21 protein-coding genes are annotated in these 23,978 nt (G+C 36.1%); all 21 read left to right on the top strand.

Annotation, left to right across the window (positions count from 1 at the left end; all coding sequences use genetic code 11):
• Window positions 1-388: 388 nt before the first annotated feature.
• The 21 genes from spoIIE to lysS all read left to right on the top strand — a co-directional run bounded on the left by spoIIE (window position 389) and on the right by lysS (window position 23,524).
• Window positions 389-2,866 carry a stage II sporulation protein E gene (gene spoIIE, locus ACTYA4_RS21560; protein WP_443483521.1) on the top strand — a complete coding sequence of 826 codons (2,478 nt, stop codon included), beginning with the start codon at window positions 389-391 and terminating at the stop codon, window positions 2,864-2,866.
• A gap of 106 nt (window positions 2,867-2,972) precedes the next feature.
• The gene (locus ACTYA4_RS21555) at window positions 2,973-3,710 is read left to right on the top strand and encodes a vWA domain-containing protein (protein WP_443483522.1); all 738 of its coding nucleotides are present in this window, start codon (window positions 2,973-2,975) and stop codon (window positions 3,708-3,710) included.
• Entirely contained in the window at window positions 3,679-4,701 is a 1,023-nt protein-coding gene (gene prkT / locus ACTYA4_RS21550) for a serine/threonine protein kinase PrkT (RefSeq protein WP_443483523.1), read from the top strand. The genes ACTYA4_RS21555 and prkT overlap by 32 nt, the downstream gene beginning before the upstream one ends.
• Before the next feature lie 152 nt (window positions 4,702-4,853).
• Window positions 4,854-6,239, top strand: a complete 1,386-nt coding sequence (gene tilS, locus ACTYA4_RS21545; RefSeq protein WP_443483524.1) for a tRNA lysidine(34) synthetase TilS — start codon at window positions 4,854-4,856, stop codon at window positions 6,237-6,239.
• A gap of 21 nt (window positions 6,240-6,260) precedes the next feature.
• Window positions 6,261-6,809: a hypoxanthine phosphoribosyltransferase gene (gene hpt / locus ACTYA4_RS21540; protein ID WP_443483525.1), complete on the top strand. Its 549-nt coding sequence runs from the start codon at window positions 6,261-6,263 to the stop codon at window positions 6,807-6,809.
• A 107-nt stretch (window positions 6,810-6,916) separates the two neighbouring features.
• Window positions 6,917-8,842 carry an ATP-dependent zinc metalloprotease FtsH gene (ftsH, locus tag ACTYA4_RS21535; RefSeq protein WP_443483526.1) on the top strand — a complete coding sequence of 642 codons (1,926 nt, stop codon included), beginning with the start codon at window positions 6,917-6,919 and terminating at the stop codon, window positions 8,840-8,842.
• A 254-nt stretch (window positions 8,843-9,096) separates the two neighbouring features.
• Entirely contained in the window at window positions 9,097-9,873 is a 777-nt protein-coding gene (locus ACTYA4_RS21530) for a type III pantothenate kinase (RefSeq protein WP_443483527.1), read from the top strand.
• A 29-nt stretch (window positions 9,874-9,902) separates the two neighbouring features.
• On the top strand, window positions 9,903-10,781 hold the full coding sequence (gene hslO, locus ACTYA4_RS21525; RefSeq protein WP_443483528.1) for an Hsp33 family molecular chaperone HslO: 879 nt from the start codon (window positions 9,903-9,905) through the stop codon (window positions 10,779-10,781).
• A gap of 335 nt (window positions 10,782-11,116) precedes the next feature.
• A complete protein-coding gene (locus ACTYA4_RS21520) occupies window positions 11,117-11,809 on the top strand; it encodes an ABC transporter ATP-binding protein (RefSeq protein ID WP_443483529.1) in 693 nt (230 codons plus the stop codon).
• Complete coding sequence (locus ACTYA4_RS21515) at window positions 11,806-13,146, top strand: ABC transporter permease (RefSeq protein ID WP_443483530.1); 1,341 nt, start codon at window positions 11,806-11,808, stop codon at window positions 13,144-13,146. The genes ACTYA4_RS21520 and ACTYA4_RS21515 overlap by 4 nt, the downstream gene beginning before the upstream one ends.
• Window positions 13,147-13,787: 641 nt before the next feature.
• Window positions 13,788-14,720 (top strand): cysteine synthase A, encoded by a 933-nt coding sequence (gene cysK, locus ACTYA4_RS21510; protein WP_443483531.1) that lies wholly within the window; start codon window positions 13,788-13,790, stop codon window positions 14,718-14,720.
• A 210-nt stretch (window positions 14,721-14,930) separates the two neighbouring features.
• A complete protein-coding gene (locus ACTYA4_RS21505; RefSeq protein WP_443483532.1) occupies window positions 14,931-15,377 on the top strand; it encodes a DMT family transporter in 447 nt (148 codons plus the stop codon).
• A gap of 534 nt (window positions 15,378-15,911) precedes the next feature.
• A complete protein-coding gene (locus tag ACTYA4_RS21500) occupies window positions 15,912-17,315 on the top strand; it encodes an anthranilate synthase component I family protein (protein ID WP_443483533.1) in 1,404 nt (467 codons plus the stop codon).
• Window positions 17,316-17,320: 5 nt separating this feature from the next.
• A complete protein-coding gene (gene pabA, locus ACTYA4_RS21495) occupies window positions 17,321-17,905 on the top strand; it encodes an aminodeoxychorismate/anthranilate synthase component II (RefSeq protein WP_443483534.1) in 585 nt (194 codons plus the stop codon).
• A gap of 3 nt (window positions 17,906-17,908) precedes the next feature.
• Window positions 17,909-18,775, top strand: coding sequence for an aminodeoxychorismate lyase (gene pabC, locus ACTYA4_RS21490; RefSeq protein WP_443483535.1), 867 nt, complete (start codon window positions 17,909-17,911; stop codon window positions 18,773-18,775).
• 55 nt (window positions 18,776-18,830) lie between these two features.
• A complete protein-coding gene (gene folP, locus ACTYA4_RS21485; protein ID WP_443483541.1) occupies window positions 18,831-19,604 on the top strand; it encodes a dihydropteroate synthase in 774 nt (257 codons plus the stop codon).
• Complete coding sequence (gene folB, locus ACTYA4_RS21480; RefSeq protein WP_443483536.1) at window positions 19,597-19,956, top strand: dihydroneopterin aldolase; 360 nt, start codon at window positions 19,597-19,599, stop codon at window positions 19,954-19,956. The genes folP and folB overlap by 8 nt, the downstream gene beginning before the upstream one ends.
• Window positions 19,956-20,486 (top strand): 2-amino-4-hydroxy-6-hydroxymethyldihydropteridine diphosphokinase, encoded by a 531-nt coding sequence (gene folK, locus ACTYA4_RS21475; RefSeq protein WP_443483537.1) that lies wholly within the window; start codon window positions 19,956-19,958, stop codon window positions 20,484-20,486. The genes folB and folK overlap by 1 nt, the downstream gene beginning before the upstream one ends.
• Window positions 20,435-20,647 (top strand): helix-turn-helix domain-containing protein, encoded by a 213-nt coding sequence (locus ACTYA4_RS21470; protein ID WP_443483538.1) that lies wholly within the window; start codon window positions 20,435-20,437, stop codon window positions 20,645-20,647. Before folK ends, ACTYA4_RS21470 begins: the two co-directional genes overlap by 52 nt.
• A gap of 41 nt (window positions 20,648-20,688) precedes the next feature.
• Window positions 20,689-21,690, top strand: a complete 1,002-nt coding sequence (gene dusB, locus ACTYA4_RS21465; protein ID WP_443483539.1) for a tRNA dihydrouridine synthase DusB — start codon at window positions 20,689-20,691, stop codon at window positions 21,688-21,690.
• A gap of 349 nt (window positions 21,691-22,039) precedes the next feature.
• Window positions 22,040-23,524: a lysine--tRNA ligase gene (gene lysS / locus ACTYA4_RS21460; protein ID WP_443483540.1), complete on the top strand. Its 1,485-nt coding sequence runs from the start codon at window positions 22,040-22,042 to the stop codon at window positions 23,522-23,524.
• Window positions 23,525-23,978: the final 454 nt, after the last annotated feature.

Genomic DNA, 23,978 nt, shown 5'->3' with positions numbered 1-23,978 from the left:
CGCACAGCGCCGAGGAGGCTCCCGGACCGCCCGCGGAAAGCGAACGCCTCTCGCTGCAATCAACAGGCAAGTTTAACAGAGCCAATTGAATAAAAAACAATTCTATAATACTATTTATTTTTCAATTTTTGACAAAAACAGGCAGGAAAAACAACTTGTTTAAAAAATGTAATAGGAGTTGCTTTTATATAAAGTGGGCAGTCTCAACCTTTTTAGAAGGAAGGCTGTTTTTTCTATCCAACGTATTTTATCGAATTATGGTTTTTGTTAAGAATTTAAGTGAAAGAAGTCGAGTAAAAAATAGTAGCTTGTCCGCTATTTTGACAAACTTTTAAAAAAATACACTCTATAATTTTCAACAATAAGACTGGATAGGGAGTGTATAAAAATGGAAAAAGTAGAAAGGGACTTAATAGACACATTGGGTGAAGTTGATTTTGGAAAATCAAAAGATGGATTAGGCGTTTTTTTTCAGAAGTTTAATACCAAAATAGAAAATTTATTTGTTGTTAAAGGCTACATGCTGTTCTTCATTGGATTCTTATTAGGGAGAGCATTAATATTGGCGAAATTAACTCCATTTAGTCTCCCTTTCTTTGCAGCAGTCTATTTAACCCGTAAAGAAAAGGCGCCAATTGCTTTAGTAGGTTTAATAGGAGGTGCGGCAACCCTGTCTTTTAAAGAAGCATTCTCTAGTTTTGCGCTTTCCTTTTTATTTTTAAGTATATTTAAAATAGTAAACAGATGGAATAAAAACGAACAAAGTATGGTGCCAGTGATTGTTTTGTTAACGATACTAGGTGGAAGTTTAATAGAAGCTTATATATTACAAGGAGAAATTACACTGTATGGTGGAATGATGTCTCTTGTAGAAGGAAGCTTAGGATATATTTTAACCCTTATTTTCCTGCAAAGTTTGCCGTTGCTTACTGTAAATAAACGCAGGCAAGCGTTAAAAACAGAAGAAATTGTTTGTCTCATTATTATGTTAGCTTCTGTTATGACAGGAACAATTGGATGGACTGTATACGATATGTCGATTGAACATATCATGTCCCGATACTTAGTGCTTATCTTTGCTTTTGTCGCTGGAGCAACGATCGGATCAACGGTAGGTGTTGTAACAGGATTAATTTTTAGTTTAGCAAATATATCAAGTTTTTATCATATGAGCTTACTTGCTTTTTCTGGACTACTAGGAGGGTTGTTGAAAGAAGGCAGAAAAGTCGGAGTAGCATTAGGCCTTTATATAGCAACACTGCTGATTGGCATGTATGGAGAAGGTAGTGGTGTATTAACAGCATCTATTATGGAAACGACAGCAGCCGTAATTTTATTTTTGTTAACTCCTCAAGTTTTTACTTCACGAATGGCGAAGCATATCCCAGGAACCACTGAATATTCTTTAGAACAACAGCAGTATATGCGAAAAATGAGAGATGTCACAGCACAAAGAGTTTCTCAGTTTTCTACTGTTTTTCAGGCGCTTTCTAAAAGTTTTTCATCCAATGATACTTTTTCGGAGATGGATGACAGTGACAGAGAGCTTGATTTCTTCTTAAGCAATGTAACAGAAAAGACGTGCCAAACTTGCTTTAGAAAGGAGACTTGCTGGGCGAGAAACTTTAATACAACATATGATTATATGAAAGAAATTATGACAGAAATGTCCGAAACTGGTGGAAATATTTCAAGCAATTTATTAAGAGATTGGGAGAAGCATTGTACAAGATCAAAAAAGGTGACTGATGCGATTCATCAAGAATTAACGTTATTTCAAGCGAATCAAAAACTAAAAAAACAAGTTTTAGAAAGCCGAAAACTAGTAGCAGATCAACTTTTAGGTGTATCTGAAGTTATGGGAGATTTCGCCAAAGAGATACAAAGAGAACGAGAAAATCATCATAAGCAAGAGGAGTTAATACTAGAAGCAATACAGGAATTTGGAATTCACATTGAAAATGTAGAGATATTTAGCTTAGAACAAGGAAATGTGGATATAGATATTACAATTCCATATAACACAGGTCATGGAGAATGCGAAAAATTAATCGCCCCGATGTTATCGGACATTCTTGGAGAAACGATTATTGTGAATACAGAAGATCAATCTGATTCTTCTAATGATTATAGTCATGCCACTTTTCGATCAGCAAAAGCGTATGTAGTAGAAACTGGGGTGGCATATGCTGCAAAAGATGGAGGATTTGTATCTGGAGACAGCTATTCTACAATCGAACTGGGGCTTGGAAAATATGCGATGGCAATAAGCGACGGAATGGGAAATGGAGAAAGGGCTCATATTGAGAGTGAAGAAACATTGCAGCTTCTGCAAAAAATTCTCCAGTCTGGGATTGAGGAACAAGTGGCGATCAAGTCTATAAATTCTGTTTTATCATTACGTACAACGGATGAAATATTTTCTACTTTAGATTTAGCTATGATCGACTTGCAAAGTGCTGCTGCAAAGTTTTTGAAAATTGGTTCAACACCAAGTTTTATTAAAAGAGGTTCTAAGATCATTAAAATACAGGCCAGCAATTTACCAATGGGAATATTGCAAGATTTTGATGTGGATGTTGTGAGCGAGCAATTAAAAGCTGGAGATATACTTGTTATGATGAGCGATGGGGTGTTTGAAGGACCGAAGCATGTAGAGAACTTTGACTTATGGATGAAAAGAAAAATAAAAGAGTTAAAAACAAATGATCCTCAAGAAATAGCAGATTTAATTATGGAAGAAGTTATTCGTTCCAGATCAGGGATGATTGAAGATGATATGACGGTGCTTGTAGCGCAAATCAATCATAATATTCCAAAGTGGAAGTCCATACCTGTAAGAGCATATAGTCAAACAGCAAATTAACCAGCATTTTTAATAAGGCATTAATTGTATATCCAATAAGAAAAGGTATAAATACTCCTTTTTCCGTCAACAATGGGACTAACTCATGAATAGAGGGGAGTATTGAATGAAAACAGGAACACTTAAACAAATTCTTCTTATTACAGATGGATGCTCCAATCAAGGAGAAGACCCAATTGCAATGGCTGCATTAGCAAATGAACAAGGTATCACAGTTAATGTTATTGGTGTAATGGAACATGATACGATTGAGGAACAAGGGATAAAAGAAATTGAAGGAATTGCTCTTTCTGGTGGTGGTGTAAGTCAGGTGGTTTATGCCCAACAATTAGCACAAACGGTTCAGATGGTTACAAAAAAAGCGATGACACAAACGTTGCAAGGTGTTGTAAATAAGGAACTTCAACAAATCTTAGGAAGTTCCAAAACGGTAGAAGATTTACCACCAGAAAAACGTGGAGAAGTGATGGAAGTAGTAGATGAATTAGGCGAAAAGGTAGAATTAGATGTACTTATTCTCGTAGATACAAGTGCAAGTATGAAACATAAGCTTCCAACGGTAAAAGAGGCTTTAATCGATCTGTCATTAAGTTTAAACGCTAGATCTGGAGAGAATAAGTATGCTGTTTTTGTATTTCCCGGGAAAAAGAAAGAAGTCGAAAAATTGCTTGATTGGACACCAAGACTGGAGTCGCTTACTAGTATTTTCTCCAAGTTAACAACTGGTGGGATAACGCCAACAGGCCCAGCTTTAAAAGAAGCTATCCATTATTTCAAAAATAAACGCTCATTAAAGAGTTTGATCTCTCGTGATGATGATGAATACTTTGAAGAGTCCATTTAACATAAATCCTGGTACTGTTATTAAGGGGAAATGGCATAAAAACAATTATACAATCTTAAAAGAACTTGGTTATGGAGCAAACGGGACTGTTTTCTTAGCGGAATCCAAAATAGGACAAGTTGCTTTAAAGATAAGTAACAATGGAATGTCTATTATTTCCGAAGTAAATGTATTAAAATCCTTTGCGAAGGTCCAAGGTTACTGCCTTGGACCTTCTTTGATGGATGTGGATGACTGGATAACTAGAAGCGGAAATATTTCCTTTTATGTAATGGAATATATAAAGGGTCCAGATTTATTATCATTTATTCAACATAAGGATAGCTCTTGGATAAATGTGCTAATGATTCAACTGTTAAAAGATTTGCAAGTATTACATGAAACAAAGTGGGTGTTTGGAGATCTGAAGCCTGATAATTTAATTATTACCGGTCCACCGACTAGAATCAGATGCATTGATGTAGGAGGAACAACAATACAAGGGAGAGCGATTAAGGAGTTTACAGAGTTTTATGATCGTGGATATTGGGGATTGGGAACACGAAAGGCTGAACCGACATATGATTTATTTGCAGTTGCGATGATCATCATGAATATTGCCTATCCAAAAAGATTTAATAAAACAAATGGGGGCCTTCATCAATTACGTGCTATGGTTCAACAGAAAAGAGAACTACATCCATATGAAGGACTATTAGTTCAGGCGTTTACTGGAAAATACAGCAGTGCAAACGAAATGAGAAGCGAGTTATTACGGTTATCAAATGGAGATCCTGTTAAAACAAGGGTCCGTTCCTCTTCTGTTAATCAAAGAAGTACGCCTTCTGTCGCCAATAACAGAAGTAATAAACAAACAATAAAGAAGAATGGTTCATTAAACAGAAGGACGGTAATGAAAAAGAAGAAAAAATCAGGGGTACTCGAATCTCTGCTCCTACTCCTAATTATTTCTTTATTGTATTTATTTTACATTTACGGCCAATTAACATAATAGATGAACTGGAAAGAATTTTCATATGGAGAGTGGCATCTTTTGAAAGCTTAGTGGTAAAAGTGGTATTCTATAGTCATAATAGACTACCATATCTACTATAAACAATAATAATATGTAGAATAGTGATATGAATTAAGGAAGAAGTGCATATGTTAGATCAAAAAGTAAAAACATACTTAAAAGAGAGAGGATTATCACTTGAAGGAAAGAAGATTTTAGTTGGGGTATCTGGAGGTCCAGATTCCCTTGCATTACTTCATTATCTTTGGAGCAAACAAGCAGAATGGAGTATCTCGGTAATAGCAGCCCATGTGGACCATATGTTTAGGGGAGAAGAATCATTGCAAGAGGCAAAGTTTGTAGAGGCTTTTTGTTTGTGTAGATCTATCCCGTTTGAAATGAAAAGCATAGATGTTCCTCGTTATATAAACGAAACAGGAATAAATGCTCAAACTGCTGCTAGAGAATGCCGCTACTTATTTTTTGAAGAGATAATGAAAAAACATGGAATGGATTATTTAGCATTAGGTCACCATGGAGATGATCAAGTTGAAACAATCTTAATGAGGTTAACTAGAGGAAGTACAGGTGAAGCGAGAGCTGGCATTCCGTTCCAAAGGCCGTTTGGAAAGGGAGTATTATTTCGTCCATTCCTTTGTCTGGAAAGACAGGAAATTGAGGAGTATTGTTTAGAATACGAGCTAGACCCTAGAAGAGATCCAAGCAATGAAAAAGAAAACTATAGCAGAAATAGATACAGAAAACAGGTTATTCCTTTCCTGAAAAATGAAAATCGTCATGTTTCCCGGCATTTTCAACGCTTTAGTGAAGAATTACAAGAAGATGAGCGGTTTTTAATGGAATTAACTGTGGAGATATGGGATAAAGTAGTAAGTGCTAAAAAAGATAATGAAATAATTGTTGACATTGATGCATTTCTTTCTATAGCTATTTCTTTACAAAGAAGATGTATTCAACTAATATTAAACTATCTCTATAAAAAGATACCTGCTTCATTATCCGCATTACATACAGATAATATTATAACTTTGCTGAATAGTCCTCATGCGTCAGGAAATATTGATCTCCCTGAAGGTTTGAATGTGGTGAAATCCTATCGATTAGCTTATTTTCAACTGAATTTTACACCTGAAGAACCCTTTTATTATGAAATTTCAAAAACGGGAGAGTTATTATTACCTAATGGGTACTATATTAAGGTAGAATATATAGACAGCAGACCGCTTTTAGATGCTCATAGCATTCTTTTAAGTCCAAATACTATTTCCTTTCCTCTTATCATACGTACGAGAAGAGATGGAGATAGGATGAAGATAAAAGGAATGGATGGCACAAAAAAAGTGAAAAGTATATTTATGGATGAAAAAGTATCCATTCAAAAGAGAAAAACATGGCCTATTTTAACAGATGCTGAAAACAATATATTATGGATACCAGGCCTAAAAAAATCAATTTATTCTTATTGTGTTGAGAATAGCGATTTTTATCTATTAATAACATTTAAAACGCAATGATCTTCTAGGGGGCACACTTTAATGAAACATGATATTGAGAGGATATTAATATCAGAAGAAGAGATTCAAGAGAAAATAAAGGATTTAGCATTTCAGTTAACAGAAGAATACAATGACAAATTTCCATTGGCAATTGGTGTTCTTAAAGGAGCATTGCCTTTTATGGCTGATCTTCTAAAACGTATTGATACATACTTAGAAATGGATTTTATGGATGTGTCGAGTTATGGAAATTCAACTGTATCGTCAGGTGAAGTGAAAATTATTAAAGATTTAGACACATCAGTTGAAGGAAGAGATATATTAATCATCGAGGATATCATTGATAGCGGTTTAACGCTTAGCTACTTAGTAGATTTATTCCGTTATCGAAAAGCAAAATCTATTAAGATTGTCACACTTCTCGACAAACCAACTGGAAGAAAAGCAGATCTTCAAGCAGATTATGTAGGCTTTATCGTACCAGATGCATTTGTTGTTGGCTACGGTTTAGATTATGCAGAGAAATACCGTAATCTACCGTATATTGGCGTTTTGAAGCCAGAGGTTTATACAACTGATAATAATTAAAAGGCAGTGAAGTAAAACTCGTAAACAAAAAGGTTAATTTCTTGAATTTACACAATTTTCTATGATACTATACACTATAGTTTGTTTACCGTGGGAGGAGGTAAGGGATGAACCGTATTTTCCGTAATACCATCTTTTATTTATTAATATTTTTAGTCATTATAGGTGTAGTAAGTTTTTTCAATGGTAATAACGAACCTACTAGGCATATATCCTATAATCAATTAATTAGTCATCTCGAAAAGAATGAAGTAAAATCGATTACAACACAACCTGAACGAGGTGTCTTAGAAGTACGTGGACAATTGAAATCATATAAACGTGATGAATATTTTGTCTCCTATGTAACGAATAACGAAACTGTTCAGCAACGAATAGATAAAGCAGCGCATGAGGGCTCCAATGTAGAGGTCTTACCGGCACAAGAAACTAGCAGCTGGGTAACATTCTTTACTTCTATCATTCCGTTTGTGATTATCTTTATTTTATTCTTCTTCCTGCTTAACCAAGCACAAGGCGGCGGCAGTAGAGTAATGAACTTTGGCAAAAGTAAAGCCAAACTTTATAACGAAGAGAAGAAGAAGGTTCGCTTTAAAGATGTAGCTGGAGCAGATGAAGAAAAGCAAGAGTTAGTAGAAGTAGTTGAATTCTTAAAAGACCCAAGAAAATTTGCAGAACTTGGAGCAAGAATACCTAAAGGTGTTTTACTTAATGGACCTCCAGGAACAGGTAAAACATTATTAGCAAGAGCTGTTGCCGGCGAGGCTGGTGTGCCGTTCTTCTCTATCAGTGGTTCTGATTTTGTGGAAATGTTTGTTGGTGTGGGTGCTTCCCGTGTTCGTGATTTATTTGAAACAGCGAAAAAGAATGCACCATGTATTATATTTATTGATGAAATTGACGCTGTTGGTCGCCAACGTGGTGCTGGTCTTGGCGGTGGACATGATGAGCGTGAGCAAACATTAAACCAATTATTAGTTGAGATGGATGGTTTCGGAGCGAATGAAGGAATTATTATTATTGCTGCGACAAACCGCCCGGATATTTTGGACCCAGCGTTATTGCGTCCAGGTCGTTTTGACCGTCAAATAACGGTTGACAGACCAGATGTAAATGGTCGTGAAGCAGTTCTGCGTGTCCATGCCCGTAATAAACCATTGGCTGAGACTGTGGATCTTAAGAGCATTGCGATGCGTACCCCAGGATTTTCTGGTGCAGATTTAGAAAATCTACTCAATGAAGCAGCACTTGTTGCAGCTAGAGCAGATAAGAAGAAAATTGATATGGAAGATATGGATGAAGCAACGGACCGTGTCATTGCTGGTCCTGCAAAGAAAAGTCGTGTAATCTCGAAAAAAGAACGAAACATAGTAGCATATCATGAAGCAGGTCATACTATTATTGGTGTAGTTTTAGATGAAGCAGATATGGTACATAAAGTAACCATCGTTCCTAGAGGTCAAGCGGGCGGCTATGCTGTTATGCTTCCAAAAGAAGATCGTTTCTTAATGACAAAGCAAGAGCTACTTGATAAAATTACCGGCTTGTTAGGCGGACGTGTAGCAGAAGATATCGTATTTGGTGAAGTAAGTACTGGTGCTCATAATGATTTCCAAAGAGCTACTAATATTGCCCGTAAAATGGTAACAGAATATGGAATGAGCGATAAGCTTGGACCGTTGCAATTTGGTCAGGCTCAAGGTCAAGTATTTTTAGGCAGAGATTTGAATAATGAACAAAATTATTCGGATGCAATAGCTTATGATATTGATCAGGAAATCCAAAGAATTATTAAAGAAAGTTATGAAAGAGCAAAAACAATTCTTACGGAAAACCGCGAGAAATTAAATATCATTGCAGAAACTTTACTTGAAGTAGAAACATTAGATGCTGAACAAATCAACAGCTTATATAAAGACGGAAAACTTCCAGATCGTTCCGCTCAAACAGAAACTATTTCATCTGATGCTGATGATGTGAAAGTAAATATCAACATGAAGAAAGAAGATCAAGAGCCGAAAGAGGAGCTATGATCATGATACAAAAAAAGGATGTACATATGTGCATCCTTTTTTGTACGAATAAATGCCTGTCTTCTGAAGGGGCGGGAGTGTTTTAATAAGAAAAAGAATTTGATATTTCACTAATATTAGGAGATTATGATATGATGTTTGCAGTGTTTAAAATGGGAATTGTGCGATAAAATAGAAATTTAACTTACGCTTGTTAAGCTAAGTTGTATATAAGTAATAGCAACAGTATTAATAATAAAAAAGTGGTGAAGATTATGATTTTTGTCTTTGATGTTGGGAATACAAACACTGTTTTAGGAGTATATGAAAATGATAAATTAAAGCATCATTGGAGAATTGAAACGAATCGTTATAAAACGGAAGATGAATATGGTATGATCATTAAATCGCTATTTGATCATGTTAACTTACATTTTTCTCATATAAACGGAATTATTATATCCTCGGTTGTTCCGCCCATTATGTTTGCTTTAGAAAGAATGTGTGAAAAATACTTTCAAATAAAACCTCTTGTTGTTGGACCTGGAACAAAAACAGGCTTGAATATTAAATATGATAATCCTAAAGAGGTTGGAGCGGATCGTATTGTAAATGCAGTTGCTGCTATTCGTGAATATGGAAGTCCATTGATTATTGTTGATTTTGGCACTGCCACGACATTTTGTTATATAAATGAACAGAAACAATATATGGGTGGAGCGATCTCTCCAGGTATTAACATCGCTACAGAAGCCCTATATTCTAAAGCGGCAAAGCTGCCAAGAATAGAAATTGTACGTCCTGATGGGGTAATTGGAAAAAACACGGTATCTGCTATGCAATCTGGCATCCTATATGGATATGTTGGTCAAGTTGAAGGAATTGTAAAACGAATGAAAGAGTATAGTAAAGAGAATCCTAAAGTTATTGCAACTGGCGGACTAGCTAATTTAATTGCAAAAGAATCCAATATAATTGATGTTGTGGATCCGTTTTTAACATTAAAAGGATTACAGCTGATATATGAAAAAAATAAAACAAATGTAAAATAATTGTTCGTGTTTAAAAAGGAGTGGTAATGATGGGAGATTATTTAGTTAAGGCGTTAGCGTTTAATGATCAGGTGCGAGCTTACTCAGTGAAAAGCACAGATACAGTGGCAGAAGCACAAAGAAGACATTATACTTGGCCAACGGCATCTGCGGCATTAGGAAGATCATTAACTGCTGCTGCTATGTTTGGTGCTATGTTAAAAGGCGATCAAAAATTAACTGTAAAAATTGATGGTGGCGGACCGATTGGTTTAATATTGGTTGATGGAAATGCGAAAGGAGACGTAAGAGGTTACGTTACGAACCCACAAACGCATTTTGATTTAAATGAGCACGGAAAGTTGGATGTAAAGAGAGCTGTAGGAACAGAAGGAACATTATCAATTGTGAAAGACATTGGAATGCGCGATTATTTTACAGGTCAAGTACCGATTGTTTCAGGAGAACTAGGAGAAGATTTTACGTATTATTTAGTAACATCAGAGCAAATTCCTTCTTCCGTTGGAGTAGGCGTTCTTGTCAATCCAGATAATTCTATTCTCGCAGCTGGCGGTTTTATGATTCAATTATTGCCAGGAACAGATGAAGAAACGATAACAAAGATTGAAAAACGTTTAGGTGAAATACCGCCTATTTCAAAATTAATTCAAAAAGGTTTAACACCTGAAGAAATTTTAGAAGAAATCTTCAGCGCAGAAAATATGAAGATAATCGAAACAATGCCAGTTTCTTTTACTTGTACATGTTCTAAAGATAGATTTTCTAATGCTATCATTAGTCTTGGCAAAGAAGAAATCGAAGACATGATTATAACAGATGGAAAAGCGGAAGCTCATTGCCATTTCTGTAATGAAAAATATATATTTTCAAAAGGAGAGTTAGCATCTCTTTTAGAAGAAGCAAAATAATATCAAGATCATGAAACAAGCATAGTACTCACTCTATGCTTGTTTTTTTTGCTGTTTTCTCAAAGTTTGTTGTTATTTACGTAAAAAAATGGGAGAAGAAGTACTAAGCAGCCTGAATACACGTAGACTCCTGTGGGAAAGCGAGAAAGGACGAGACCCCACAGGAGCGTATGCGACGAGGAGGCTCGACGCTCGCTAAACGGACGAAGTGTATTCAGGCTGCGAGTTTTAAAGCAACAATCTATACGAAAACAGCTTTTTTTTTGATAAATTGTAGGGTTCTTCATCCATTTTTTCGTTTATTTAGTAGATTGCTAATTTGGGAGGAGAAAAATTTGATAAAGATTAAGGATGTTAGCCACTCGTTTGAAATCGGGAAAAAAAATAAAAAAACAACATATCCAGTTTTAAAAAATATTAATCTTGAGATAAAAAAAGGGGAAATTGTCACGATTATAGGAAGAAGTGGATCGGGGAAATCAACCCTTTTAAATTTAATTAGTGGATTTATGCAGGCTAATGAAGGAGAAATTTGGATAGATAATCAAAAAGTGAACGAGTTTAATGAAGCTTCCTTTGCTGATTTTCGTTTAACCCATATAGGGTTTATTTTTCAAAGCTTTCAATTAATTCCGAGTATGACCGCATTTGAAAATGTGCAGCTTCCGTTAATTTTAAAAGGAGAGGGAGAAAAAGAACGGAAAGAAAGAACGTTGGAAGTGTTAGAAAGAGTAGGCCTGCAAGATTTTGCTGATCATTATCCTAGCGAGTTATCTGGCGGGCAGCAGCAGCGCATAAGTATCGCAAGAGCACTTGTCGTCAATCCTCCGCTTATTTTGGCTGATGAACCAACAGGCAGTTTGGATAGTGACACAGAAGAGGAGCTGTTAACTTTTATTAAAGAGTTAAATCGGGATTTAAACATTACATTTTTAATTATTACCCATGATGAAAACGTTGCAAAAATAGGGGATCGCATTGTGCAAATTAGTGATGGAAATATAGTAGAGGAGGTTCATTCCTTATGAGATGGAAAGACCAGGTTGCATTTGTTAAACAAAATATGAAAAAAAATAAAACAAGGATGTTTATGACCATTTTAGCAACGGCAATGGGGTGTGCTTTTCTTATTGTATTAGCATCTGTTGGATTTGGCTTAAATGAATCGATTGTAAAGGAAACAACAGAAAATCGTACAGTAACGAATATAGAAGTTCACAATAAAACAGAAGGCGATAGTGAAGGGTTAACAGATAAGGATGTACAGTATTTTGAATCAATTGATCATGTTAAAGCTGTTACAAGAAGGCAAGCATTACAGCAGCCAGGTGAATATACACTAGATGCGTTTAAAATAACAGCAGGAACAGTTGTTGCTAATATGTCATCTGAAGTAAAAGCTGGTTTTGAATTATCAAAAGGAAGATTGCCAGAAAAAGATAATGAGGTAGTCGTCGGGTATCATTTTTTAGAAAATCTACTACCTGAAGGTGTGGACTATGACAAAATATATGATGAAAAAGGTCAGTTAAAAGAGGAGTATCTTTATAAAGGGGATTTAATCGGGAAAACAATCGAACTAACGGTACATTTATCAGATAATAAATCGGATGATAAGACGAAGAAAATAAAATTAGAAATAGTTGGATTGGGTAAAAAGCCAACAAAAGACTGGATCTATAATTCTAATGTTTATATTTCAGAAAATATTTTAAAATCGATTGAAGGTTTTACTGGTACTGCAAAAGGTGCATTGAGAAGCTCAGAGGAAAATAATAATCAATTAAGCGATGCAAGAGTATATGATGAAGTAAATATTTATGCAGATAAACTAGAAAATGTGGAAAGTATTTCAAAGCAATTAGAAGACAAAAATTATTATGTTTACTCCGTTTTAAATGAATTACAAGAAATTAATAAAGTGTTTGCTATTTTAAAAGTTGGTTTAATTTTTATCGGTACGATTGCCATTATTATTGCATCTATTGGCATTTATAATACGATGACAATGTCCGTAACGGAAAGAGCACCGGATATTGGCATCATGAAAGCGTTAGGGGCAAACCCTGCCGTCATCAAAAAAATATTTCTTTTAGAAAGCAGTTTTATTGGTCTAATTGGTGCATTAGTAGGAACAGTCGTTTCTTATGGCATAAGCTATTTAGTGAATTTTATCATCCCTATTGTTGTAAAAAGCTTCTTTAATGAAGAAATTCCATCAGGATTTATGTTTAGTTCTATTCCATTCAGTCTGCCGATTATCTGTATTATTATTTGTTATGCTGTTACCATTATTTCTGGATCACGACCAGCAAGAAGGGCAACGAAGGTAGATGTATTAAAAGCGTTAAGAAGAGAAGTATAAGAACAAAACTTTCTATTTGGCCAATTCACGACTAGTCAGGGTGTGATTGGTCTTTTTTTTAAGATAGGCTCTGCTAAACGATTATGTTGATTTTGGAAGGGGATTTGCGAGACTCTTGCGGAAAAACGGGCTGGAAAGACCCCGCAGTGAGGTACGAGCAAGGAGGCTTGCCAGTTCGTTCGCGGAAAGCGAGCGAATTTTCTGGCCATTCTAAATCAACACTGAAATTTAACAGAACCACCCATGCTAATAAAAATTTGCACCATGGGGGATGAAAATAAGTGGTGTTCATTCAGAGTGAAGATAGAAGGAGTTAGAGCTTAGAATGATGTTGGTTTGGAGAAGCGTTCGCTCGACTCCTGCGGGATTAGCGAGACAGGCGAGACCCCGCAGGAGCAAAGTGACGAGGAGGCTCGGCGCTCGCCCCGCGGAAAGCGAGCGATAAGCTTCGGAAAACCCCTTTTAACAGAGCTTATTTTCCAAGTAGCCTTAAAATAAAAGAGAATAGTAAAAATTCCCTAGCAAAATATGAATTTTCCGTAAAATTAACGTATATTAATTGACAAAAAGAGGATTCATTGATAAATTATTTATAACAAAACCAATTAATTTACTCGGATTATTAAGAAGGAGAGAATATCATGTCACGTATAGCTAATTCAATTTTAGATTTAATCGGTCAAACACCAATAGTAAAATTAAATCGTTTAGTGGACGATGGAAGTGCAGATGTATACTTAAAGCTTGAATATATGAACCCTGGCAGCAGTGTAAAAGATCGTATTGCACTTGCAATGATTGAGGCTGCAGAACAAAGTGGGGAATTAAAAGAAGACAGCACTATAATTGAGCCAACAAGTGGAAACACAGGTATTGGTCTTGCGATGGTTGCAGCAGCAAAAGGATATAAATCTATTCTTGTTATGCCTGAAACAATGAGTTTGGAAAGACGCAATCTATTAAGAGCCTATGGTGCAGAACTTGTATTAACACCAGGTCCAGAAGGTATGGGCGGAGCGATTCGCAAAGCAGAAGAATTAGCGAAAGAAAACGGCTATTTCCTACCACAACAATTCAAAAACTTATCCAATCCGGAAGTACATAGAAAAACAACGGCGCAGGAGATTATTTCTGCATTCGGTGATGAGCAGTTGGATGCGTTTATTTCTGGCATCGGAACAGGTGGAACGATCAGCGGTGCTGGTGAAGTATTAAAAGAAAAATATGAAAATATTAAAATATATGCAGTAGAACCAGCTGATTCCCCTGTTTTATCCGGAGGGAAACCAGGACCGCATAAAATTCAAGGAATCGGAGCTGGATTTGTTCCAGATACATTAAATAGCGAAATTTATGATGATATTATTCAAGTAACGACAGAGCAAGCATTTGAATATGCTCGCCGTGCTGGAAAAGAAGAGGGCGTTTTAGGCGGTATTTCTTCTGGTGCTGCTATCTATTCAGCATTAAAGGTAGCAAAAGAATTAGGAAAAGGGAAAAAAGTATTAGCAATCATTCCAAGTAATGGTGAGCGCTACTTAAGTACACCATTATACCAATTTGATGAGGCATAAAATAAAAACAACCAAATCACTTTTTTAAAACAAGCAGTCTATATGGCTGCTTGTTTTTTATTGCGTCAAAGCTTGTTGCTTATTTATGGAGATGTGTGCAATTCTAAATTGGAAAGTATTTCAATGTGTTATATTAGTGAAAGAGATAATTGTTAGTGCGGTCGTTTAATTCTATTTATGTATTTGTAACTACTTGGAAGGAGGGATAAAATGCCGTATTTTTTCCTTTTTGTATTTGCGCTTTTTGCTGGAATGGCATTACCTGTTCAAACGGCAATTAATGCCGAATTGCGTACAACAATTCAGTCGCCTTATTTAGCAGCTATGATTTCTTTTTTAGTTGGAGCTACCGTATTATGCGGTGTAACACTGGCAGTAGAACATACGATTATACCGAATAAAGTCGTATTTACGAAGCCATGGTGGATTTGGAGCGGTGGAGCACTTGGCATCCTGTTCGTGTTAGCAAATGTTATACTCATGCCTAAAATTGGTTCTGCACTAACCGTAGGACTTACACTTGCAGGTCAATTAATCATGGCGATTATTATTGACCATTTTGGTTGGTTTCACCTTCCTGTTCATGAGATAAACATTCCTAGAATAATAGGGGTTTTACTAATTTTAGGCGGTATTTTTTTGGTGCAGCGATTTTAAAAAAGAATTGCTGTTTTCTAAAAGTTTGTTGTTTTTGAATAGAAAAATAAACATGGCTGAAGCACTGAGCAGCCTGAATACACGTAGACTTCTGCTTAGAAAAGCGAGAAAGACGAGACCCCACAGGAGCATAGTGACGAGGAGGATCGGCACTCGTCCGCGGGGTAAATAACAACAATCAATACGAAAAGAATTGATGATATAGGAAAGACTGATCCAAACATGAATGTTTTTAGAAAGCTAGTTGTGATATAAAAAGTTGAAAGCAAGGCAGAAGTGGCTTTGCTTTTTTGCGTAATATCGTAATTTATATGTCTTAAGTTAGATAACTGTCTAGCTCCAGCGCCTAGCCCCTGTGAAAAATAACCCTTTGCCTCTAAAAGTAAAAAGCACTTTTCGAGTCAAATGAACATTTTTCTTCGGGGCTGATCAAGGTGCTTCCGCTTTTCTAAATATCTTTTCTAATTTTTTTGTCTTTCTCCCTGTTCATCATGTATGATGAAAAAAGAGAAAATGGTAAGGGGCGAAAGGTGATTGAAACAGTATAACGTATACAGCAAGCATATGGCTTTTTCTTATAAACGGTTTTTTAAACAATTTCTTGATCTAACAAGAAATAAAGAGCACTATGTATTATTAGAAAGCGGTAGAGGCGGAAGATATAGTATAGCAGCGATAAATCCTATTGTGAAAATGATCGGGAAAAATAATAAATTGGAGGTAACTACAGATAGTCATACAGAAATAATGGAAGGCAATCCACTCCACTTAGTGAAGGATGTCATAAGACAATATAAGGTAGAATCATATCCTGCTTTGCCTGATTTTCAAGGAGGGGCCCTTGGTTTTATTAGCTATGATTATATTCGTTACATTGAACGATTACCTAATGAGACGATGGATGATTTAGAAATACCGGATGTTTATTTTCTTCTATTTGATGAATGGTATGTTTACGACCATCAAGAAAAGCAGTTATGGTTCATGGCTTTATATGAAGAGGGACATTATGATGATGCACAAAAGAAAATAGAGGAACGTACGAATCAATGGCTTGAACGGATAGACCAGGAAGAGGAGGTTGCTGATACAGAAAAGACCGATGATTTACAGGTTTCTATAAAGGATAACGAGTTTCAGCGCTCCGTTCGCAAAATTCAAGATTACATTGCACAAGGCGATGTTTTTCAAGTCAATTTATCTGTGCGCCAAACAAAGCCATTGCATGTTCCTGCTATAGAAGTATATAAACAGCTGCGCGTACTAAATCCGTCGCCATATATGGGCTATTTTCATACGCCGGATTTTCAGCTTGTATGTGGTTCTCCAGAACTTTTAGTGAAAAAGAAGGGAGACGAGGTAAGCACAAGGCCAATTGCTGGTACAAGATCAAGAGGAAAAGATGATGACGAGGATCAAGCGCTTGCTAACGAGCTGATAGAAAGTGAAAAAGAACGAGCAGAGCATGTGATGTTAGTTGATTTAGAGCGCAATGACCTTGGGAGAGTTTGTCAGTATGGTTCAGTAGAAGTAAATGAGTTTATGGTGATCGAAAAATATTCTCACGTGATGCATATTGTCTCGAATGTTAGAGGGACATTGGCAGAAGATAAAGATGAATATGACTTAATTGACAGTATGTTTCCTGGAGGAACGATAACAGGTGCTCCTAAAGTAAGAACAATGGAGATTATTGAAGAATTAGAACCAGTAAAAAGGGGACCTTATACAGGCTCGTTAGGCTGGATAGGGTTTAACAGAGATGTTGAATTAAATATTATGATTCGCACGATGCTTGTAAAGGACGAAAAGGCATATGTACAAGCAGGTGCAGGAATAGTCATTGATTCTGTTCCTAGCAATGAATATAAAGAGTCGATGAAAAAAGCACGGGCGCTTTGGAATGCAAAAGAATTAGCTGAGAGACATGAGGGGTAAAGACAATGATTTATATGATCGATAATTATGATTCATTTACGTACAATCTTGTGCAATATTTAGGTTCAATGGGAGAAAAGCTGGTTGTGAAAAGAAATGACCAAATTTCTATCGAAGAGATAAGAAAAGAAAATCCTGATTATTTAATGATTTCACCAGGACCATGCAGCCCCAATGAAGCAGGCATCAGCTTAGAAGCAATAGACGCTTTCTCAGGAGAAGTACCTATTTTTGGTGTATGCTTAGGTCATCAAGCTATTGCACAAGTGTTTGGCGGGGATGTAGTTCAAGCGGAGAATTTGATGCACGGAAAAATATCCATGATGTTTCATGATGGAAAAACAATCTTTAAGGACTTGCCGAACCCATTCCCAGCGACAAGGTATCATTCCTTGCTTGTGAAAAAAGAGACGCTGCCAGCTTGTTTTGAAGTTTCTGCATGGACGGAGGAAGGCGAAATCATGGGGATTCGCCATAAAGAAGTACCTATCGAAGGAGTGCAATTTCATCCTGAATCGATAATGACAACAGATGGAATGGAACTATTGAAAAATTTCATTACTTATTATGCGAGAAATGGTAAAGAGTAGACTATGTACATTTATATAAACGAGAAAGTAGTTAAGCAAGAAGAGGCAGTTATTTCAGTGTTTGATCACGGTTTTATGTATGGATTAGGCTTATTTGAAACGTTTCGTATTTATGAGGGACACCCGTTTTTGTTAGAAGACCATTTACAACGTTTAAATCATGGATTAAAGCGATTAAATATTGAGCGAGTTTTTACAAGAGAAGAAGTAAATAGCATCATACAAGTTTTATTGCAAAAAAACGATTTAAAAAATGCGTATATTCGTTTTAATGTATCTGCTGGAAGTGGCGCGATTGGTTTACAAACAGCTCCATATACCAATCCGAATATCGTGATGTACATGAAACCATTGCCTGCAGCAGGCCGAATGGTAGAAAAAAAGGGGCGGATTTTGGCGATTCCCCGCAATACACCAGAAGGGGATGAAAGGCTAAAATCTCATCATTATCTTAATAATATTTTTGCGAAAAGGGAAATAGGGACAGACGCAGAAATAGAAGGGATATTTTTAACGAAAGAACAGCACTTAGCAGAGGGCGTCACAACTAATTTGTTTTGGATAAAAAAGGACGTTCTTTATACCCCTAGCTTAGATACAGGCATTTTAAATGGGATTACTAGACAGTTTATTATGGCGTATGCCAAAAAAATGGGTATGACAGTAGAAGAAGGTTTTTATGCAGTTGAACATATGCTGCAAGCAGAAGAAGTGTTTGCAACCAATTCTATTCAAGAAATTATTCCGCTAAAAAGCATCGATACCCATTTGTTTAATGGAGCAGCTGGCAAGGTTGTCGCCCTTTTTCATAAAAATTACCGAAAACTGTCTAGTTCGTTATGGTCAATCAAAGAGATGGGGGAAAAATAAATTGGCAATAAATTGTGCACCTTACACACTAAACTATCATGATAAAACACTCATAATGGGTATTTTGAATGTTAACCATGATTCGTTTTCTGATGGCGGGAAATTTAGAGAAAAAGATAAAGCGGTAAAGCATGCATTAGAGATGGTGGAAAACGGAGCGGATATTATTGATATTGGCGGGGAATCTACAAGGCCGGGATATGTAGAAATTTCAGCAGAAGAGGAATTGGAAAGAGTAATTCCGATTATTGAGACAGTTTCTAAAGAAGTGGATGTGCCGATATCCATTGATACATATAAAGGAATAGTGGCAAATGAAGCATTAAATGCAGGTGCCCATATCGTTAATGATATTTGGGGAGCAAAAAAAGATCCAATGATTGCAAAGGTTGCGGCAGAGAAGGATGCGCCGATTATTTTAATGCATAATCGAGATAATCAACTATATACCAATTTTGTTGAGGATGTATTATCAGATTTAGCTGAAAGTATACAGATTGCAAAAACAGCTGGAGTAAAAGAGGAAGATATTATTTTGGATCCGGGTATAGGATTTGCAAAAAATTTAACAACTAATTTAGAGATGATGAGACATTTAGATAAGTTAGTAGAGATGGGGTATCCTGTTTTACTTGGAACATCCAGAAAATCGATGATCGGTAATGTTCTAGATTTGCCTGTATCAGAAAGAATTGAAGGCACTGGAGCGACAGTTTGCTACGGAATTCAAAAGGGGTGTCAAATAATCAGGGTACATGATGTGAAAGAAATGGCTAGAATGGCAAAAATGATGGATGCTTTAATGGGAAGGGGGCAATACGGTGGATAAGATACGCTTAACTAAAATGGAGTTTTACGGTTATCACGGAGTATTTCCTGAAGAAACGAAACTTGGCCAACGATTTATCATTGATTTGGAAGTAGAGGCAGACTTAAGAGAAGCAGGGGAAAGTGACAATTTAGAACACTCCGTTAATTATGGTCAGCTCTATTTCGATGTTAAAGAAATAGTTGAAGGCAAACCGTATCAGTTAATTGAAGCGCTAGCTGAAAACATTGCACAGAAGCTTTTGCACAACCATGAGCGACTTGAAAGTGTACGTGTTGCTGTTATAAAACCAGATCCACCGATACCTGGCCACTACCAGTCAGTATCTGTGGAAATTTTGAGGAAAAAATAATGAATCATAATGCCTATTTATCGCTAGGTTCTAATATAGGAAACAGGGTAGAGTTTTTAAAAGAAGCTGTGCATATGCTACATGAACATGAAAAAATTAATTTAGTAAATATTTCATCCATCTATGAAACAGATCCGGTTGGATTTGAAGACCAGGACTTATTTTTAAATATTGTAGTACAGATTCATACAATCTTGGACCCATACTCCCTTCTAGAAGCTTGCCAGTTTATTGAAAATAATCTTGGAAGAAAAAGGATGGTAAGGTGGGGGCCGAGAACGATAGACCTTGACATTTTATTGTTTAATCACGAAAATATAGAATCAGAGAAACTAATTATTCCACATCCAAGAATTGCAGAGCGAGCATTTGTTGTAATTCCTTTATTGGAAATTGCTCCAACGATTGAATTGCCTAATGCACATACACCTTTAAAGGAAAGCAAAAAGTTTTTGCAGGATAAAGAAGGAGTAAGGATATGGAGACAGCAGAAAAATGGGGAAGACGTATTCGCGCTTTTCGAAAACTAAAGGGATATACACAGGAAAGTTTAGCTAAAGAGCTGCTGATTTCTGTTTCAATCTTAGGAGAGATTGAAAGGGGAAATCGAGTGCCTTCGGATGATATGATAGATTTAATAGTAAAAGCTTTAAATATAAGCAGGAAAGATTTGGATCCTGATTTAAAATAGTAATCAATAAGGGGATATTAATTCAAAGGGAGGTATTATCAGTGTTTAAAATAGGGAATGTAGAAATGCAAAACCGAGTAGTGCTTGCTCCGATGGCGGGTATCTGTAACTCCGCATTTCGTTTAACGGTAAAAGAGTTTGGTGCTGGCTTAGTATGCGCTGAGATGATCAGTGATAAAGGAATTGTTTTTAAAAACGAAAAAACAATGAATATGCTTTATATCGATGAAAGAGAAAATCCTCTAAGCTTGCAAATTTTTGGAGGAGAAAAAGACACACTTGTGGAAGCTGCACAATTTGTCGATAAAAATTCTAATGCGGATATCATTGATATAAACATGGGTTGTCCGGTTCCTAAAATTACAAAATGTGATGCAGGAGCAAAGTGGCTGCTAGATCCGAATAAGATTTATGAAATGGTTGCTGCAGTTGTCGATGCTGTAGATAAACCTGTTACAGTAAAAATGCGTATGGGTTGGGATGAAGACCATATTTATGCTGTTAGAAATGCTCAAGCAGTAGAACGTGCTGGAGGAAGTGCGGTGTCTCTTCATGGACGTACACGCGTGCAAATGTATGAAGGAAAAGCTAATTGGGATATTATTCGTGAAGTAAAACAGTCTATCAATATTCCATTGATTGGAAATGGAGATGTACAAACACCACAAGATGCAAAAAGAATGTTAGATGAAACAGGCTGTGATGGTGTGATGATAGGAAGAGCGGCACTTGGAAATCCATGGATGATTTATCGTACAGTCAAATATTTGGAAACAGGTGAATTAATTGGAGAGCCATCTGTTCGTGAAAAAATTAATGTTTGCATCCTTCACTTAGATCGTTTAATTGCTTTAAAAAATGAAAATGTGGCAGTAAGAGAAATGAGAAAACATGCAGCATGGTATTTAAAAGGAATAAGAGGGAATGCAAAAGCACGTAATGCTATTAATGAATGTGATACGCGTGAACAATTAGTGACCTTGTTAAACGCTCTTGTAATAGAAGCGGAAGAAAAAGAACAAAAAGAAATACAGGTTGGCTGACTTTGACTTTTTCAGTTTGAGTTTCTATAATATGATTTGGAAATAAGCTGTCGGTGAAAAATCTGACAGTTTTTTTTCTTTTTTAGTGTCTGTACTCGCGACATTGTGTAGAATAATAAAGTATGTATAAAAAATTTACGATTCCTTTTTAAAGGATGTTTAAAAAGGCACCAAATGATAAGCGGCGAATCTCTTCGTTGGCTTGCTTTTCCGCTACTCACGTATTTAAAAGCATACGTTGTGTTGCTCAAAGCTACGCCGCCTCGACCTTCTTGCTTTTAATTTGTTACCTTTTTGAACACACACTTATAGGTGATCATACATAAAAAAGATGGTGGAGATGATTAAAATGAGTCATGAAGAATTAAATGACCAGTTGCAAGTTAGACGTAACAAAATGAATGAGTTACGTGAACAAGGAATAGATCCATTCGGTAAACGTTTTGAAAGAACAAATCTATCTGAGGGGCTTAAACAACAATATAGTTCTTTTGAAAAAGAAGAATTAGAAGAAAAAGCAATTCATGTTACGATCGCAGGAAGAGTGATGACCAAAAGAGGAAAAGGGAAAGCTGGTTTTGCTCATATTCAAGATCTTGAAGGTCAAATTCAATTATATATTCGCAAAGATAATGTTGGGGAAGAGCAATATGCTATTTTTAACTCGGTTGATTTAGGGGACATTGTTGGTGTAGAAGGAGTTCTTTTCAAAACGAATGTTGGAGAGTTATCCATTAAAGTAAAAGACTTTACATTATTAACAAAAGCACTTCGTCCACTGCCAGATAAATTTCACGGTTTAAAAGATATTGAACAACGCTACCGTCAACGTTATTTAGATTTAATTGCAAGTGAAGAAAGTAAACATACATTTATTCTTCGCAGTAAAATTATTCAATCTATGCGCAGATATTTAGATGATCATGGTTATTTAGAAGTAGAAACACCTATGATGCATTCTATTGCAGGTGGAGCATCAGCTCGTCCGTTTATTACACATCACAATGCATTGGATATGCCGCTTTATATGCGTATTGCAATCGAACTTCATTTGAAACGACTAATTGTTGGCGGGTTGGAAAAAGTCTATGAAATTGGCCGTGTTTTCCGTAATGAAGGAGTTTCCACTAGACATAATCCTGAGTTCACCATGATTGAGTTGTATGAAGCATATGCGGACTACCGTGATATTATGAGCTTAACAGAAAATTTAGTTGCACATATTGCAAAAGAAATCCATGGTTCAACAACTGTCACTTATGGCGAGTATGAAGTAGACTTGAAGCCAGAATGGACAAGACTTCATATGGTAGATGCAATCAAACAGTATACAGGTGTTGATTTCTGGCCAGAGACAAGTCTAGAAGAAGCTAGAAGATTAGCAAAAGAGAATAATATTGAAATAAATGATAATATGACATACGGACATATTGTAAATGAGTTTTTCGAACAAAAAGTTGAAGAAAAACTCATTCAACCTACATTTATTTATGGGCATCCACTAGAGATTTCTCCATTAGCTAAGAAAAATGAAGAAGATCCACGTTTCACAGATCGATTTGAGTTATTTATAGTAGGTCGTGAGCATGCTAATGCATTTACAGAATTAAATGATCCAATTGATCAACGTGAAAGATTCGAAGCACAATTAAAAGAGCGTGAGCAAGGAAATGATGAAGCGCATCTAATGGATGATGATTTCGTTGAAGCGCTAGAATATGGAATGCCGCCAACAGGTGGGTTAGGAATCGGTATAGACCGTTTAGTTATGCTTTTAACTAATTCTCCTTCCATAAGAGATGTATTATTATTTCCATTAATGAGACATCGTTAATAGAAGAGGCAGAGTGCATTTATTGTACTCTGTTTTTTCAAAAGATAAGAAAGTATAAAATTTCGAACCTAGTTTAGTGTCGAGCTCCAGCGCCTAGCCCCTGTGAAAGATAACCTCTTGCCTCTAAAAGTAAAAAACACTTTTTGAGTCAAGAGAACATTTTTCTTCGGGGCTGAGCAAGGCGCCTGCGCTTTTCTTATTTCTCAAAAGCATGCAGTCAGAACCTTATTTTTATAGAAAGGAGAGAAAGCGTAATGAGTATATTATAAGGATAAATTGTAAGAATATTTTTTCTTTTAAAAAGTAGTTGCATCAATTTAGATACGATGGTATATTAATATCTGTTGTTGAAACAAGTTAGCAACGAACTGAAAAATAATTTTAAAAAAGTGTTGACTCGGGAAATGACTTCTGTTAATATTAAAAAGTCGCCCGATAGCGATAGAATGAATTG

The sequence above is a fragment of the Niallia yueguangensis genome, assembly GCF_052663115.1.
The sequence above is the reverse complement of the archived record's forward strand: the minus strand, read 5'-3'. Positions and strand labels throughout refer to the sequence as shown.

Bases quoted from the DNA above. Each gene is read 5' to 3' on its own strand.
- spoIIE (WP_443483521.1), top strand. From the start codon at position 389: ATGGAAAAAGTAGAAAGGGACTTAATAGACACATTGGGTGAAGTTGAT.
- ACTYA4_RS21555 (WP_443483522.1), top strand. From the start codon at position 2,973: ATGAAAACAGGAACACTTAAACAAATTCTTCTTATTACAGATGGATGC.
- prkT (WP_443483523.1), top strand. From the start codon at position 3,679: ATGATGATGAATACTTTGAAGAGTCCATTTAACATAAATCCTGGTACT.
- tilS (WP_443483524.1), top strand. From the start codon at position 4,854: ATGTTAGATCAAAAAGTAAAAACATACTTAAAAGAGAGAGGATTATCA.
- hpt (WP_443483525.1), top strand. From the start codon at position 6,261: ATGAAACATGATATTGAGAGGATATTAATATCAGAAGAAGAGATTCAA.
- ftsH (WP_443483526.1), top strand. From the start codon at position 6,917: ATGAACCGTATTTTCCGTAATACCATCTTTTATTTATTAATATTTTTA.
- ACTYA4_RS21530 (WP_443483527.1), top strand. From the start codon at position 9,097: ATGATTTTTGTCTTTGATGTTGGGAATACAAACACTGTTTTAGGAGTA.
- hslO (WP_443483528.1), top strand. From the start codon at position 9,903: ATGGGAGATTATTTAGTTAAGGCGTTAGCGTTTAATGATCAGGTGCGA.
- ACTYA4_RS21515 (WP_443483530.1), top strand. From the start codon at position 11,806: ATGAGATGGAAAGACCAGGTTGCATTTGTTAAACAAAATATGAAAAAA.
- cysK (WP_443483531.1), top strand. From the start codon at position 13,788: ATGTCACGTATAGCTAATTCAATTTTAGATTTAATCGGTCAAACACCA.
- ACTYA4_RS21505 (WP_443483532.1), top strand. From the start codon at position 14,931: ATGCCGTATTTTTTCCTTTTTGTATTTGCGCTTTTTGCTGGAATGGCA.
- pabA (WP_443483534.1), top strand. From the start codon at position 17,321: ATGATTTATATGATCGATAATTATGATTCATTTACGTACAATCTTGTG.
- pabC (WP_443483535.1), top strand. From the start codon at position 17,909: ATGTACATTTATATAAACGAGAAAGTAGTTAAGCAAGAAGAGGCAGTT.
- folP (WP_443483541.1), top strand. From the start codon at position 18,831: ATGGGTATTTTGAATGTTAACCATGATTCGTTTTCTGATGGCGGGAAA.
- folK (WP_443483537.1), top strand. From the start codon at position 19,956: ATGAATCATAATGCCTATTTATCGCTAGGTTCTAATATAGGAAACAGG.
- ACTYA4_RS21470 (WP_443483538.1), top strand. From the start codon at position 20,435: ATGGAGACAGCAGAAAAATGGGGAAGACGTATTCGCGCTTTTCGAAAA.
- lysS (WP_443483540.1), top strand. From the start codon at position 22,040: ATGAGTCATGAAGAATTAAATGACCAGTTGCAAGTTAGACGTAACAAA.